This window comes from Shewanella sp. YQ_9, from assembly GCF_043103185.1.
Classification (GTDB): Bacteria; Pseudomonadota; Gammaproteobacteria; order Enterobacterales; family Shewanellaceae; genus Shewanella; species Shewanella algae.
Window position 1 is genome coordinate 26010 of the sequence record NZ_JBICJO010000063.1, and the last position, 15198, is coordinate 41207.

12 protein-coding genes are annotated in these 15198 nt (G+C 54.5%); 10 read left to right on the forward strand and 2 right to left on the reverse strand.

Annotation, left to right across the window (positions count from 1 at the left end; translation table 11 throughout):
• Positions 1-146 precede the first annotated feature (146 nt).
• Positions 147-1223, reverse strand: a complete 1077-nt coding sequence (locus ACF8D4_RS17275) for a CNNM domain-containing protein (protein WP_025887502.1) — start codon at positions 1221-1223, stop codon at positions 147-149.
• A gap of 202 nt (positions 1224-1425) precedes the next feature.
• Here ACF8D4_RS17275 and ACF8D4_RS17280 point away from each other — a divergent pair, with 202 nt between their 5' ends.
• The 8 genes from ACF8D4_RS17280 to der all read left to right on the forward strand — a co-directional run bounded on the left by ACF8D4_RS17280 (position 1426) and on the right by der (position 10281).
• Positions 1426-2547: a bifunctional tRNA (adenosine(37)-C2)-methyltransferase TrmG/ribosomal RNA large subunit methyltransferase RlmN gene (locus ACF8D4_RS17280; protein ID WP_025009762.1), complete on the forward strand. Its 1122-nt coding sequence runs from the start codon at positions 1426-1428 to the stop codon at positions 2545-2547.
• A 32-nt stretch (positions 2548-2579) separates the two neighbouring features.
• Positions 2580-3365, forward strand: a complete 786-nt coding sequence (gene pilW, locus ACF8D4_RS17285) for a type IV pilus biogenesis/stability protein PilW (RefSeq protein ID WP_028779192.1) — start codon at positions 2580-2582, stop codon at positions 3363-3365.
• The gene (locus ACF8D4_RS17290; RefSeq protein ID WP_144158477.1) at positions 3365-4327 is read left to right on the forward strand and encodes a RodZ domain-containing protein; all 963 of its coding nucleotides are present in this window, start codon (positions 3365-3367) and stop codon (positions 4325-4327) included. The genes pilW and ACF8D4_RS17290 overlap by 1 nt, the downstream gene beginning before the upstream one ends.
• Positions 4328-4390: 63 nt before the next feature.
• Positions 4391-5503 carry a flavodoxin-dependent (E)-4-hydroxy-3-methylbut-2-enyl-diphosphate synthase gene (ispG, locus tag ACF8D4_RS17295; RefSeq protein WP_025009764.1) on the forward strand — a complete coding sequence of 371 codons (1113 nt, stop codon included), beginning with the start codon at positions 4391-4393 and terminating at the stop codon, positions 5501-5503.
• A 118-nt stretch (positions 5504-5621) separates the two neighbouring features.
• Complete coding sequence (hisS, locus tag ACF8D4_RS17300; protein WP_071237781.1) at positions 5622-6899, forward strand: histidine--tRNA ligase; 1278 nt, start codon at positions 5622-5624, stop codon at positions 6897-6899.
• An 18-nt stretch (positions 6900-6917) separates the two neighbouring features.
• A complete protein-coding gene (locus ACF8D4_RS17305) occupies positions 6918-7538 on the forward strand; it encodes a tetratricopeptide repeat protein (RefSeq protein ID WP_044734164.1) in 621 nt (206 codons plus the stop codon).
• A 9-nt stretch (positions 7539-7547) separates the two neighbouring features.
• On the forward strand, positions 7548-8735 hold the full coding sequence (gene bamB, locus ACF8D4_RS17310) for an outer membrane protein assembly factor BamB (RefSeq protein ID WP_392465985.1): 1188 nt from the start codon (positions 7548-7550) through the stop codon (positions 8733-8735).
• Between the two features lie 79 nt (positions 8736-8814).
• Positions 8815-10281, forward strand: coding sequence for a ribosome biogenesis GTPase Der (der, locus tag ACF8D4_RS17315; RefSeq protein WP_025887505.1), 1467 nt, complete (start codon positions 8815-8817; stop codon positions 10279-10281).
• 186 nt (positions 10282-10467) lie between these two features.
• Here the strand turns inward: der and xseA are convergent, their stop codons facing one another.
• Entirely contained in the window at positions 10468-11811 is a 1344-nt protein-coding gene (gene xseA, locus ACF8D4_RS17320; RefSeq protein ID WP_261753240.1) for an exodeoxyribonuclease VII large subunit, read from the reverse strand.
• A 118-nt stretch (positions 11812-11929) separates the two neighbouring features.
• Between xseA and guaB the strand changes: the two genes are divergently transcribed.
• On the forward strand, positions 11930-13396 hold the full coding sequence (gene guaB, locus ACF8D4_RS17325; protein WP_107352718.1) for an IMP dehydrogenase: 1467 nt from the start codon (positions 11930-11932) through the stop codon (positions 13394-13396).
• Between the two features lie 103 nt (positions 13397-13499).
• The gene (gene guaA, locus ACF8D4_RS17330) at positions 13500-15077 is read left to right on the forward strand and encodes a glutamine-hydrolyzing GMP synthase (RefSeq protein ID WP_028779200.1); all 1578 of its coding nucleotides are present in this window, start codon (positions 13500-13502) and stop codon (positions 15075-15077) included.
• Positions 15078-15198: the final 121 nt, after the last annotated feature.

Below are 15198 nucleotides of genomic sequence, written 5' to 3' on the forward strand. Positions count from 1 at the left end.
ATTGTACACCTCCAGAGGCGGATGAAAAAGGGGGAGCTCAAGCTCCCCCAAAATGATGACTGTATTGATGGGTGGGTCGTTAGCCTGTCAAACTATCTCCCACTTGGATGACACCTGTATTAAAGCACTGAATAAATATTCTGAAATCAGAGCCCTTGGGAGTCCGTGACCGGCTCTCTGTCATCCGAGAGTCGGATCCCCTTATCTTTCATGCGGCGTTTCCAAAGTCGCCTTGCCAGTTGCTGCATGTCGGTGGCCGGGTCATTGATATCGACAATCTCCAGCCCCAGCAAGGATTCGATAATGTCTTCCAGTGTCACCAGCCCCTGACCGCTGCCGTACTCGTCCACCACCATGGCTATCTGAGCGTTGCGTTTGATCATCAGCTCAAACAGCGGCAGGATGCGGGCGGTTTCCGGCACTATCACCAAATTGCGCTTGAGGTTCCCAAGGGGCGCATCGGGATTATCCCGCTCACTCAGCAGCACATCGGTACGGTTCACATAGCCTATGATGTCGTCGTGATCCTTGTCGAAAATAGGCACCCGGGTGAAAGGCTTATTGATATGCTGGCTGACAAATTCATGTTGAGTCAGTGCGGCCGGCAGAGTGAACATCACGGTTCTTGGAGTCATGATGGCGGTAACCGGCATCTCCTTGACGCTCAGCATCTGAGTCAGAATTTTGCTTTCCTGTTCATCCAGTTCACCGGATTCATGGCCTATTTTGGCCATGGCGCTCATTTCCTGACGGATATACTGGCCAGAGTCACCTTTGCCGAGCAAACGGGTAACCTTATTGGACATCCAGATAAGCGGTAGGGTGATGCGTTCCATCCACACCAGAGCCACAGACACACTGGGGGCCATGGCTCGCCAGTAGTTGGCACCTATGGTTTTGGGGATGATTTCGGAAAAGAACAGAATGAGGAAGGTCAGTACCCCGGAGAATACCCCCAACATCTCATCGCCAAACACTTTGGCAGCCTGAGCACCGGCCACGGCCGCACCTACGGTATGGGCTATGGTGTTGAGTGTCAAAATAGCGACCAGGGGAGATTCGACATTGTCTTTCTGTTTTTGAAGACGTTCGGCAGCATCCGGGTTGGACTGGCGCAGCGACGCAATATAGCTGGGAGTCACCGAAAGCAGCACGGCTTCAAACACACTACAGAGAAAAGAGACGCCGATGGCGACCAATACAATAACGATAAGCGTTAGCATAAGGGGGGAATTATCACTCCGATGCAAAGGCCAACATTAGCCCAGCGCTATTCTATCATAGAGCTTGTGAGCTGAAGCTTAATTTTCTGCTCGGTAGAGAGAAAGTCGGGTATAAGGGGATCCGCTGAATTACTGGCTATAGTGGCGGCCTATCTGTATAATTCGCCGCCCTGCTGCAGGTTTTGGTGTTGAGGTAAGTCAAATGAGTGAAAAAAAGATCAATCTTTTGGATCTTGATCGTAAGGCAATGCGTGAGCTTTTCGTCGAGTTGGGCGATAAGCCGTTTCGTGCCGAACAGCTGATGAAGTGGTTGTATCACTTCGGGATCAGTGACTTTGACCAGATGACCAACATCAACAAGCACCTGCGGGCCAAGCTGAAAGAGCGCTGTGAAGTGGTGGCACCGGAGATCTCCAGCTATCAGAAATCGGCCGATGGCACCATCAAGTTTGCCATCAATGTCGGCGAAGGTCAGGAAGTGGAAACCGTCTATATTCCTGAAGATGATAGGGCGACTCTGTGTATTTCATCTCAGGTGGGGTGTGCGCTGGAATGTACTTTCTGCTCCACTGCGCAGCAGGGCTTTAACCGTAACCTGACAGTATCTGAAATTATCGGCCAGATCTGGCGGGTATCCCATTTCCTCGGCTTCCAGAAGGAAACCGGTGAGCGCCCGGTCACCAATGTGGTGATGATGGGCATGGGTGAACCCTTGCTGAACCTGGCCAACGTGATCCCGGCGATGGATATCATGCTGGATGACTTTGGTTTTGCCCTGTCCAAACGGCGGGTAACGGTTTCCACATCCGGCGTAGTACCGGCGCTGGATAAACTGGGCGACGCCCTCGATGTGGCGCTGGCGGTTAGTATCCATGCCCCCAATGACGAGCTGCGTAACGAGCTGGTGCCTATCAACAAGAAGTATCCGCTCAACGAATTCCTGGCCGCTATTCGTCGTTATATCGCCAAGTCCAACGCCAACCGCGGCCGGGTCACGCTGGAATATGTGATGCTGGATCATATCAACGACAGCACAGAGCAAGCCCATGAGCTGGCCAAGTTGATGAAGGATACCCCTTGCAAGGTCAACCTTATCCCGTTCAATCCTTATCCTGGCTCTCCTTACGGGCGTTCTTCCAATTCCCGTATCGACAGGTTTGCCAAAGTGCTTATGGAATACGGCCTTACCGTGATAGTGCGTAAGACCCGCGGCGATGATATCGATGCCGCCTGTGGCCAGTTGGCCGGGGATATACGTGACAGAACCAAGCGTCTGGCGAAAAAACGCATGCAAGCCAATCAAATTTCGGTCACAATGGATTAACTCTTTGTTTGTCCAGATTTATAGGTTTGCCAATGAAGCACGGATTGCCAGGTTTAGCGCTCGCGTTACTGCTCGGGGCCACGTTGCCCGGATGTGTGACCGAGCGAACTTATGCCGGCACGGACATTCCGGTCTCGGAACGCCAGTTTGATAAGATTGCCGCCGCCAAGGAACGGACGCAGTTAGGCCTGACCTATCTGCAAAAGGGTAACTCCCAACAAGCCAAATTTAATCTCGACAAGGCCATGGAATACGCCCCTCATCTTGAGGAAGTGCATATTGCCATGGCCTATTACTATCAAACCGTGGGTGAAGCGGTGAAGGCTGAGCAAGCCTATGAAGCCGCCATAGACACCCGCAATGCCAGCGGCGACTCGATGAACAACTTTGGGGTATTTCTCTGCCAGCAGAAGAAATATGCCAAGGCAGAGAAGATGTTCCTGAAGGCAATCGACAACCCCAGATATACCCGCACTGCCTCCAGCTATGAAAACCTGGGTATTTGCAGCCGGGATGCCGGGGAAATAGAAAAAGCGCGACACTATTTTGAGATGGCGCTAAAGTATGAGCCCAGAAGACAGGTCTCATTACTGGAACTGACAGAATTGGAGCTTGACGCCCACAACTACGCCGCGGCCAGAGTGCAGTTGGAACGCCTTCACAGGGTGATTCCCGAAACAGCGGAGAGTTTGGCGTTGGGCATTAGCATTGAGCAAGGGTTAAATGATGACGCGGCCGCCAAGCGTTATGGAATACTGCTGCAGGCCAAATTTCCAGCGTCTCCCCAGGCCAAACAATACCGGGCAAGTATGCACTGATGACAGAGTTGAATAACCAAGTCAACAAGGATGAAGACGAGAGCCAAAAGGTTCCCGGGCAAGAGGATACGCTCGGGTCATTACTGAAAAGCGCACGCGAACAAAAAGGTATCACTATAGAAGATGCGGCTACCAGGCTGCATTTGCGTCCCTGTATTGTGGCCGATATTGAAGCCGATTGTTTCAGCAATATCGATTCCTCCACCTATGTCCGCGGTTACGTGAAGAACTACGCCCGCATATTGGATGTAGACAAAGAAGCCATTAACGCTTGTTTGGCGCGGCAGGTCCCCAAGGTGACTGAACCTGCGATGCAGAGCTTTTCGCGCAAGACCAGCCGTCAGGCTACAGACAGCCGTTTGATGTTGGTGACTTACCTTATCGGTTTTCTGCTGCTGGCTCTGCTGGTGGTGTGGTGGCTGCAAAAGCCCTCTGTGGTTTCCGATGTCGACTTCTCCAAACCGACGGCAGAAGAGGTGCAGCAGGCCAGAGAGTTTGAATCGCGTCAGGCACAAATGGAACAACAGGATGCATCGCAGCAACCAGTTGATGTACTGCCGGATAATGAGCCGGGCGCCTCTGCGGCAGCAAACCCAGCCTTGGAAACCGAGAGTGGTACTGAGAGCGCTGAAATAGACACAGACAGTGCCGGGAACAACACCAGCGGTGCCATCGCCGGCGTTGAGGCGGCAGAGCTGGAGCCGGTAACTGACCCGGCGCAAGCTTCGGTCGGTATTGAGCTTAACGGTGACTGCTGGATCAAACTCACAGATGCCAACGGCAAGACTCTGATAGATGGTCTGAGATCGCCAGGGCAAAGCATCAATGTACAGGGTAAAGCGCCTTTTAAACTGGTCTTGGGCGCGCCGCAGACAGTTAGCCTGACATTTAACGGCCAGGCCGTGAGCCTTGCCGATTTCCCCAACGGTCGGGTAGCCAGACTGACCCTGCCACAGGCATAATAGCATCAAGCAGGATAATTGAAGTGGCGCCCACAGGGCGCCGAGTCAACAGAGCAGAATACGATGTACAGTGAAAATCCCATAAAACGCCGTCCTTCCACCCGCATCTATGTCGGCAATGTGCCCATTGGTGATGGCGCTCCCATCGCAGTGCAGTCGATGACCAATACCCGCACTACAGATATAGAAGCCACAGTGGCGCAAATTCGGGCGCTGGAAACCGTAGGCGCCGATATCGTGCGGGTGTCTGTGCCTACCATGGATGCCGCCGAAGCGTTCAAGCTAATCAAACAGCAGGTCAAGGTGCCGCTGGTGGCCGATATCCATTTCGACTACCGCATCGCCCTTAAAGTGGCGGAATATGGCGCCGACTGTCTGCGTATTAATCCAGGCAACATAGGCAATGAAGAACGCATTCGCGCCGTGGTTGAGTCTGCCCGTGACAAAAATATCCCCATCCGTATCGGGGTAAACGGCGGCAGTCTCGAAAAAGACTTGATGGACAAATACAAAGAGCCCACCCCGGAAGCCTTGTTGGAATCGGCAATGCGCCATGTGGACATTCTCGACAGGCTCAACTTCGACCAGTTCAAGGTCTCGGTGAAGGCATCGGACGTGTTCCTGGCGGTGGAGTCCTACCGTTTGCTGGCGAAACAGATTAAGCAGCCGCTGCACCTTGGGATCACCGAAGCCGGTGGCGCCCGTGCCGGCGCCGTTAAATCGGCAGTGGGCCTGGGTATGCTGCTTGCAGAAGGCATAGGCGATACCTTGAGAATATCGCTGGCAGCCGATCCTGTTGAGGAGATCAAAGTCGGTTTCGATATCCTCAAGTCGCTGCGCATTCGCTCCCGCGGGATTAACTTTATCGCCTGCCCATCCTGCTCAAGACAGGAGTTTGATGTGATAGGCACGGTCAACGCCCTGGAGCAGCGCCTGGAAGATGTGACCACTGCCATGGATGTCTCCATCATAGGCTGTGTGGTCAACGGCCCCGGCGAAGCCCTGGTGTCCCATATTGGCCTCACCGGCGGTAACCGCAAGAGCGGTTACTACGACGAAGGTGAGCGTCAGAAAGAACGCTTCGACAACGACAATCTGGTCGATGCCCTCGAAGCCAAAATTCGCGCCAAGGCGCAAATGATGGAAAACCGTATTTCAGTCAAAGAAGCCGAATAATCCCCGATGATGTGAATGTGAACTGGCCAGCGCTGGCCAGTTTTACGTTTGCCGGTGAAGCGCCTATAATGGCTGGCATTTTTGAATTTTTAGCCCCAGAGCAAAACGAGTCGAGATAGTGGCAAAACAGATCCAAGCGATTCGCGGAATGAATGACATTCTGCCAACCCAAAGCCCCGTATGGCAAAAAGTTGAGGCGGTATTGCGCGCCTCTGTTGCCTCTTTCGGTTACAGTGAAATCCGCACACCTATCGTTGAGAACACAGACCTGTTCAAGCGTTCGATAGGGGAAGTGACAGATATTGTTGAGAAGGAGATGTACACCTTCGCCGATCGCAACGGTGACAGTCTCACCCTGCGCCCGGAAGGTACCGCCTCGACAGTTCGTGCCGGTAACGAACATGGCCTGCTGTACAACCAGGAACAACGTCTATGGTATATGGGCCCCATGTTCCGCCACGAGCGGCCACAGAAAGGGCGCTATCGTCAGTTCCATCAGTTTGGGGTTGAAGTTTATGGTATCAAGAGCGCCGATATTGACGCCGAAGTGTTGATGTTGTCCGCCTCTTTGTGGCAGAAGCTTGGATTGACCGAACACGTTTCCCTCGAGCTGAACACTCTGGGTGACAGCGAAGAGCGCGCTGCTTATCGCGAGGCGCTGGTGGCTTTCCTCGAACAGCATAAAGACAAGCTGGACGAAGACAGCCAGCGGCGCATGTACAGCAACCCACTGCGAGTGCTGGACTCGAAAGATCAGCAGGTTCAGGCCTTGCTGGCCGATGCTCCGGCGCTGATGGACTACCTGGGTGAAGACTCAAAGGCACATTTTGCCCGCTTGTGTGAACTCCTGGAGGCCGTTGGCATCCAATACAGGGTTAACCCACGCCTGGTACGCGGATTGGATTACTACAACCGCACCGTATTTGAGTGGGTCACCGACAGCCTGGGCGCTCAGGGCACAGTACTGGCCGGTGGTCGTTACGATGGCCTGGTGAGCCAGCTTGGCGGTAAAGAAACGCCGGCAGTGGGCTTTGCCATGGGACTGGAGCGGATTGTTCTGCTGCTGGAAACCCTGGAGCTGAACGCCGATGTTGCTGCCGAAGTGGATGTCTACGTGACTGCCATGGGCGATGACTGCGTAATCGAGGCGATGAAAATTGCCCAGGAACTGCGCGAGAAGCTGCCCAAGCTCAAGGTGATGAGTCACTGCGGTGGTGGCAACTTCAAGAAACAGATGAAAAGAGCCGATAAGAGCGGCGCGGGTTTTGCGCTGATTATCGGTGAGACCGAACTGGCCAATAACAAGGTGGCGGTGAAACCGCTGCGGGGTGATGGGGCTCAGCAGGATGTTGAACGCCAGGCCCTGGCCGACTATTTGGCAGAACTGATTAAATAATTTAGAGGGGAAGTGCGGGTGGAAATCTACAGCACAGAAGAACAACAAGTCGAAGCGATCAAGCAGTTCTGGAAAGACTATGGCACTTCGATAGTCGCAGGTGTCGTAATAGGTCTGGGTGGCCTCTATGGCTGGAACTACTACTCCGATGTCAAAGTGGAACGTGCCGAAGCCGCCTCTCAGGCTTTTAATCAGGCCTTGATGCAAAGCGGTGATGAAGCCGCGGTGATGGCTGCCGCTGCCGAATTTGACAAACAGCACGCCCAAGCCGGTTACTCGGCGCTGATGCAACTGATTGTTGCCAAAAGCGCAGTTGAGTCAGGCGATCTGCCCAAGGCCGAAGCCGCCCTCAAAACCGTGATTGCCGCCAAGCCGGGCGATGCCCTGACTGCGGTTGCCACCTTGCGTTTGGCACGTATTCAGGCTGAGCAGGGCCAGGTTGCTACCGCTTTGACCACGCTCGAACAGGTCAAGAACAGCGCATTTTCTACCCAAAGAGATGAATTTAAAGGCGATCTGCTGCTGCGTCAGGGCGAAACCGACAAGGCCAGACTGGCCTATCAGGAAGCCGTTAAAAATGGTGGCGTGACAACCAGTCCGGCGCTGCAGATGAAACTCGATAACCTGAATCAGGCATAAGGAAGGCCAATGAAGTCGTGGTGTAAAACCCTTTTGGCTTGTGGCATGGCCATAGGCGCACTGACAGGTTGTGCTTCCAGCGATGTGGAAGAAGAACCTGTGAGCCCGCTGCTGGAGATCAATGCCAGCGTATTCCCACAGGTTAGCTGGAGCGCTTCGGTTGGCAGTGGTGTTGGCGATTATTACTCCCGTCTGCGTCCTGCTGTGCGTTACGGCAAAATCTTTGTTGCCGACCGTTACGGTGAAGTAACCGCCTTTGACGAGACCAGCGGCGAGAAGGTCTGGAGCACAGACTTCAGCGAGGCGTTTCGTGATGGCGCCCTGAAAAAGAACAAGGGTGCCCGCTTGGCATCCGGCGTAACGGCGGCCCGTAACAAGGTATTTGTCGGCGGTGAAAGTGGCCTGCTGGCGGCGCTTGATGCCGAAACCGGTGAAGTGCTCTGGCATGCGGTAGCCGACGGCGAGCTGTTGTCCTTGCCCATAGTGGCCGAAGACATGGTGGTGGTTAACAGCAGCTCAGGCTCGCTGGATGCCTTCAATGTCGACACAGGTGAAAAGCTTTGGAGCTATGAAGCGTCCCTGCCGAACCTGACTCTGCGCGGTACCAGCTCTCCGGCTTATGCCCAGGGCGGTTTCTTTGTCGGTACGGCCGATGGCAAGGTCACTGTTGTTATCAAGAACAATGGTCAACCCGCTTGGGAACAGCCGATTTACACCCCTAAAGGTGGCAACGAGTTCAGCCGTATGGCCGATGTCGATATGACGCCGCTGTTGCTGGGTGACAACCTGTACGCGGTGAGCTACAACGGTAATCTGGTCAGCATGGAAATGCGCAGCGGCCGTATTGTCTGGTCGCGTAAGTATTCCAGTTTCCACGAGCTGGACACTGCGGGCCTGAGCCTGTTCCTGGTGGACGATCACAGCCGTGTATACTCAGTGGACAGACGTAACGGTCTGGAGCTGTGGAGCAACTCGGATTTGACCAATAGGGATCTGACTGCTCCGGCCGTGTTCCAGGACTATGTAGTGGTAGGTGACTTTGAAGGTTATCTGCACTTTATCGATCGCAGTAACGGCCAAATTGTGGGTCGGGTGCAGGTCGACAGCTCGGGCCTGTTCAGTCAACCTCTGGTGGTTGACGACAAAATCTATCTGCAGACCCGGGATGGCAAAATTGCCACAGTAACTCTGCCCTGAACCCAGGCTTTGATACTGCCAAGCCCCTGGGAGTGCGTTCCGGGGGCTTTTTATTGAGAAGTTTTAAAGAGGCAAAAAGATGATTCCTGTAGTGGCCCTGGTAGGGCGACCCAATGTCGGTAAGTCGACCCTGTTCAATCGTCTGACCCGCACCCGTGATGCACTGGTGGCGGATTACCCAGGCTTGACGCGGGATCGTAAATACGGTCGTGCCTATCTGTCAGGTTACGAATTCATCCTGGTGGATACCGGCGGTATTGACGGCACCGAAGAAGGCATAGAAACCAAGATGGCCGAGCAATCGCTGGCGGCTATCGAAGAAGCGGATGTAGTGCTGTTTTTGACAGATGCCCGCGCCGGTTTGACCGCGGCCGATCAGGCCATAGCCCAACATCTTCGCAGCCGGCAAAAGACCACCTTCGTGGTGGCCAACAAGATTGACGGTATCGATGCCGACTCCGCCTGCGCCGAATTCTGGGCCCTGGGCCTGGGTGAGGTGTATCAGATGGCGGCGGCTCACGGCCGCGGCGTTACTAATATGATTGAGTATGCGCTGGCTCCTTTTGCCGAGGCGATGGGGATTAACCCGGATGCGCCCGAGGAAGAGAAGGTCGACGAGCGTCAATACACAGAAGAGGAAGCCGAAGCCGAACAGGCCAGATTGCAGGACTTGCCTATCAAGCTGGCGATTATCGGCAAGCCCAACGTGGGCAAGTCGACCCTGACCAACCGTATCCTCGGTGAAGAGCGGGTAGTGGTTTATGATGAGCCGGGCACCACCCGCGACTCCATCTATATTCCAATGCAGCGTGAAGGCCGCGAGTACGTCATCATAGACACTGCCGGGGTGCGTCGCCGCGCCAAGGTGCATGAAGTCGTGGAAAAGTTCTCGGTGATTAAAACCCTGAAAGCGGTTGAAGACGCCAACGTGGTGCTCTTGGTTATCGATGCCCGTGAAGGTATCGCCGAGCAGGACCTTGGTTTGCTGGGCTTTGCCCTCAACGCCGGCCGCGCGCTGGTGATTGCGGTCAACAAGTGGGACGGCATAGACAATGACGTCAAGGAAAGGGTCAAGAGTGAGCTGGATCGTCGTCTGGGCTTTATCGACTTTGCGCGCATCCACTTTATCTCGGCGCTGCATGGCACAGGCGTGGGTCATCTGTATGAGTCCATCGAAGAAGCTTACGACAGTGCTACCAGACGGGTATCCACTTCGCTGCTGACCAAGATCATGCAGATGGCGCAGGACGACCATCAGCCGCCTCTGGTCAATGGTCGCCGGGTCAAGCTCAAGTATGCCCACGCCGGTGGTTACAACCCGCCTATCGTGGTGGTACACGGCAACCAGGTATCCAAGCTGCCGGATTCCTACAAGCGCTATATGATGAACTACTACCGCCGCTCGCTGAAGGTTGTGGGTACGCCCATCCAGCTGCGCTTCCAGGAAGGGGCCAACCCCTTTGAAGGTAAAGGGGAGAAACTGACCCTGAGCCAGGAAAGACGCCGCAAGCGGATGATGGCGCACATCAAGAACAAGAAAGCCTGATAGGGTTTTCGCAAAACAAAGCCGGGTTTAACCCGGCTTTGTTGTTTCTGATGACCAATATTGCACTTTAATTCAGTGAGTTGTGTTTAATAAAGGGCCTGTGAACTGGAATAACATCTGTCAACGACTCATAGGTATTTTCAATTCGGTTCCCTTCTCCAGCGAAGAGCATTTATCTGATTGATGCTATTCCTCAATAATGGCTTCAATTCTTGAGAGCAGCGCACCCTGTTTCAATTGGGTGCGCATCTGCTCGCCGACCACGGCGTCCTGGCTGTTTTCCAGGACTTTACCGGCTTCGTTCTTGCTGATGCTGTAGCCTCTGGACAGGGTCGACAGCGGGCTGACACTTTCCAGCGAATGGGCGCTGGCACCCAGGCGCGCCTTGGCCTCTTTCAGTTTATCGGCCATGGCGTCCTGCAACTGTTGACCGAGATAATTCAATCTGCTGCCTTCCAGGCTCAGCTTGTGGGCCGGGCTCTGGGCTTCGAGGCGGCTCTTGAGCTGCAGCTGCCTGTGCTCCAGCCGGTGGAGGCGACTGTTGATGGCGGCCGTCATTCTCAGTTGCTGCTCATCAAACTGTTGTACCAGCTGCTCCAGCCGCCGCTTGGGATCCTGGCGCTGCAACTTGTGATCCAGCAGCGACAGCTGTTGGCGCTTGGCCAAGTGCCAGTGTTGCCAGCCCTGGCGCAGCCTGGCCATGGCCGTGGTCAGCTTTTGCCGCTTGTTGTCGACATCCTGGGATACCAGCTCGGCGGCGGCCGATGGGGTCGGGGCACGCAGATCGGCGACATAGTCACTGATACAGGTGTCCACTTCATGGCCCACCGCCGAAATCACCGGCAGGGCACTGTTGTAGATGGCGTGAGCCAGATTTTCATCGTTGAAACACCACATATCTTCCAGGCTGCCACCGCCGCGGGTCAGCAGTAACAGATCCACTTCCAGCCGCTGGTTGGCCAGCGTGAGCGCCTCAATAAGCTGGTTGGCGGCAGTATCGCCCTGAACCTGGGAAGGATAGATCACCACTTCGATGGAAGGATCGCGGCGTTTCAGCACATGCAGTACATCGCGAATGGCGGCGCCAGTGGGAGAGGTGATCACCCCAATGCGCTGGATATTGGCAGGCAGTGGCCGCTTGGTGTCGGCGGCAAACAGGCCTTCGGCCGCGAGCTTCAGCTTCAACGCTTCATACTGCTGCGCCAGCAGGCCATCACCGGCAGGCAGCATGGTTTCGATAAGCAGTTGATAATCGCCCCTTGGCTCATACACACTCAGGGCTGCCCGCACCAGCACTTGCTGGCCGTTGGTCGGGCGAAAGGTCACATTCTGGTTGCGGCCACGGAACATGGCGCAGCGAATTTGTGAGTGGTTGTCCTTGAGCGTCAGATACCAATGGCCCGAGCTTGGGCTGGCAAAGTTGGAAATTTCACCATTGAGCCAAATTCTGCCGAGGTTTCCCTCCAACAAGGCGCGAACTTCGGCATTGAGGCGGGAGACGGTATATACCTGTTTTTTGGGCTCTGGCATGGAATTTGCGTTCAAATTGGAATTTTTCTCTATTTTCCCATTTACCACCCCGGGGTTGCAAGGTATAATGCCGCCGCAATATTTCACCTTCAAATCTGACCCCCGGGGAGATGTTGCAATGCTACGATTAATTAAAGAAGCGCTTACCTTTGACGATGTGCTGCTGGTTCCAGCCCACTCGACCGTTCTCCCTAATACCGCCAATCTCAAGACCCGTCTGACCGACAAAATCGAACTGAATATCCCCCTGGTGTCCGCTGCAATGGACACAGTGACCGAAGCCCGTCTGGCAATTGCCATGGCGCAGGAAGGCGGCATGGGCTTTATTCATAAGAATATGAGTATTGAACAGCAGGCCGAAGAAGTTCGTAAAGTGAAGATCTATGAAGCAGGTGTGGTTCAACAGCCTGTGACAGTGAAGCCTTCCACGACACTGGCCGAGCTTAAGGTATTAACTGCAAAGAACGGATTTGCCGGCTATCCGGTAATCAATGACGCCAACGAACTGGTGGGTATTATCACCGGCCGTGACGTGCGCTTCGTGACCGATACCAACCGCCTGGTTTCTGAAATCATGACCCCGAAAGAGCGTTTGGTGACAGTACCTGAAGGCACCAAGCTGGATGAAGTACAAAAGCTGATGCACTCCAACCGCATTGAAAAAGTGCTGGTTGTGAATGATGAATTCCAGCTCAAGGGCCTGATCACAGTTAAAGACTTCGAGAAAGCCGAGCGTAAGCCCAATGCCTGTAAAGATGAGCTGGGTCGTCTGCGTGTTGGTGCCGCTGTTGGTGCCGGTCCAGGTAACGAAGAGCGTGTTGATGCGCTGGTAAAAGCCGGTGTCGATGTACTCTTGATTGACTCTTCCCACGGCCATTCTGAAGGGGTACTGCAGCGTATTCGCGATACCCGTGCCAAGTATCCTGATCTGCAAATCGTTGGTGGCAATGTGGCGACCGCCGAAGGCGCCCTGGCGCTGGTAGAAGCCGGTGTGAATGCGGTTAAAGTCGGTATCGGCCCTGGTTCCATCTGTACTACCCGTATCGTTACCGGTGTGGGTGTACCGCAAATCACTGCAGTTTCCGATGCCGCTGCTGCCGTTAAACATCTGGGTATCCCTGTGATTGCCGATGGCGGTATCCGCTTCTCGGGCGATCTGGCCAAGGCGCTGGCCGCCGGTGCATCTTGCATCATGGCAGGGTCCATGTTTGCCGGTACCGACGAGTCTCCAGGTGAAACTGAACTCTACAAGGGCCGTGCCTATAAGTCTTACCGCGGTATGGGCTCACTGGGTGCCATGTCTCAGGGCTCTTCCGATCGCTACTTCCAGAGCGACAACGCTGCCGACAAACTGGTACCTGAAGGTATCGAAGGCCGTGTTCCCTACAAAGGCAAAATCAAAGAGATTATCCATCAGTACATGGGCGGTCTGCGCTCCTGTATGGGCCTGACAGGCTGCGCCACCATTCAGGAATTGGGTGAAAAGGCCCAGTTCGTCAAGGTGACTTCTGCCGGTATGGGCGAATCTCACGTTCACGATGTGACTATCTCCAAAGAAGCGCCGAACTACCGTTCAGGCGTTTAACAAATTCGGGGCGGCATGAGTGTCGCCCTTGGTTTATAAGCAGATAAAAACTGTGCCTGTTACGGCAGGCACTGCAATCAAACTAAAGAGATAAAGGTTATCAATGAGCAATATTCATGAGCACAAGATACTGATCCTTGATTTCGGATCCCAGTATACCCAGCTGATTGCCCGTCGTATCCGCGAAATTGGCGTCTACTGTGAACTCTGGGCCTGGGATGTCAGTGAAGAGCAGATCCGCGAGTTTGCCCCTCAGGGCATTATTCTGGCAGGTGGTCCCGAGAGTGTCACCGCCGACAATTCTCCCCGTGCCCCTGAGTATGTGTTTAACGCAGGCGTGCCTGTACTGGGTATCTGCTACGGCATGCAGACCATGAGCGAACAGCTGGGCGGCAAGGTTATCCAGGGCATAGGCGAGGGCGAGTTCGGTTACGCGCAAATCGAACTACTGGCCGAATCTGCACTGTTCAAAAACATCGAAGATGCCGTTAACGAAGCCGGTCGTCCATTGCTGGATGTATGGATGAGCCACGGTGACAAAGTCTCGGCCATCCCTGAAGGCTTTGTCGCGGTTGCCAAGACCGAAACCTGCCCTTTCGCCGCCATGGCCAATGAAGCCAAAGGTTTCTACGGCGTGCAGTTCCACCCTGAAGTGACCCATACTCGTCAGGGCAAGCGCATGCTGGAGCATTTCGCACTGGAAATCTGTGGCTGTGAAGCCAAGTGGAAACCCGCTTCCATCATCGAAGATGCCGTTGAGCGCCTGAAAAAGCAGATAGGTGACGACGAAGTGATCCTGGCGCTTTCCGGTGGGGTTGACTCCTCTGTTACCGCCATGTTGCTGCACCGCGCCATCGGCGACAGACTCACCTGTGTGTTTGTCGACAACGGCCTGCTGCGTCTGAACGAAGGCGAGCAAGTGATGGAGATGTTCGGCGACCACTTCGGTCTCAACATCATCAAGGTGGAAGCCGAAGACAGATTCCTCAATGCCCTTAAAGGCGAAAACGACCCTGAAGCCAAGCGCAAGATCATCGGCCGGGTATTTGTGGAAATCTTCGACGAAGAAGCCGGTAAGTGCGTTAACGCCAAGTGGCTGGCCCAGGGCACCATCTACCCTGATGTTATCGAGTCTGCCGGCAGCGCCACAGGCAAGGCCCATGTGATCAAGTCGCACCATAACGTCGGCGGCCTGCCGGAAGATATGGAGCTGGGTCTGGTTGAGCCGCTGCGTGAACTGTTCAAAGACGAAGTACGCAAGATAGGCCTGGAGCTGGGCCTGCCTTACGACATGCTCTATCGTCACCCATTCCCTGGCCCAGGCCTGGGTGTACGGGTACTCGGTGAAGTCAAGAAAGAGTACTGCGATCTGCTGCGCCGCGCCGATGCCATCTTCATCGAAGAGCTGCGCAAAGCCGAACTGTACGACCGTGTCAGCCAGGCCTTCACTGTGTTCCTGCCGGTTCGCAGCGTAGGCGTAATGGGCGATGGCCGTAAGTACGACTGGGTTGTGTCTCTGCGCGCCGTGGAAACCATCGACTTTATGACAGCCCATTGGGCTCACCTGCCGTACGACTTCCTCGGCCGGGTATCCAACCGCATCATCAATGAAATCGACGGTATCTCCCGCGTGGTGTACGACATCTCAGGCAAGCCACCGGCAACGATTGAGTGGGAATAAGTCCTCTCGGGATAGTGATTTAAAAAGGCGCTTCGGCGCCTTTTTTGCTGCCTATGGGCACAATACCCAAGGAGGACTCCGGCGTTTTCGAGCATTATGCGTAGAAATCAGTTTGTCAAAA

Excerpts from the sequence above, each read along its gene's own strand:
- ispG (WP_025009764.1), top strand. The coding sequence starts at position 4,391 with ATGTACAGTGAAAATCCCATAAAACGCCGTCCTTCCACCCGCATCTAT.
- guaB (WP_107352718.1), top strand. The coding sequence starts at position 11,930 with ATGCTACGATTAATTAAAGAAGCGCTTACCTTTGACGATGTGCTGCTG.
- ACF8D4_RS17280 (WP_025009762.1), top strand. The coding sequence starts at position 1,426 with ATGAGTGAAAAAAAGATCAATCTTTTGGATCTTGATCGTAAGGCAATG.
- xseA (WP_261753240.1), bottom strand. The coding sequence starts at position 11,811 with ATGCCAGAGCCCAAAAAACAGGTATATACCGTCTCCCGCCTCAATGCC.
- ACF8D4_RS17290 (WP_144158477.1), top strand. The coding sequence starts at position 3,365 with ATGACAGAGTTGAATAACCAAGTCAACAAGGATGAAGACGAGAGCCAA.
- der (WP_025887505.1), top strand. The coding sequence starts at position 8,815 with ATGATTCCTGTAGTGGCCCTGGTAGGGCGACCCAATGTCGGTAAGTCG.
- pilW (WP_028779192.1), top strand. The coding sequence starts at position 2,580 with ATGAAGCACGGATTGCCAGGTTTAGCGCTCGCGTTACTGCTCGGGGCC.
- bamB (WP_392465985.1), top strand. The coding sequence starts at position 7,548 with ATGAAGTCGTGGTGTAAAACCCTTTTGGCTTGTGGCATGGCCATAGGC.
- ACF8D4_RS17275 (WP_025887502.1), bottom strand. The coding sequence starts at position 1,223 with ATGCTAACGCTTATCGTTATTGTATTGGTCGCCATCGGCGTCTCTTTT.
- guaA (WP_028779200.1), top strand. The coding sequence starts at position 13,500 with ATGAGCAATATTCATGAGCACAAGATACTGATCCTTGATTTCGGATCC.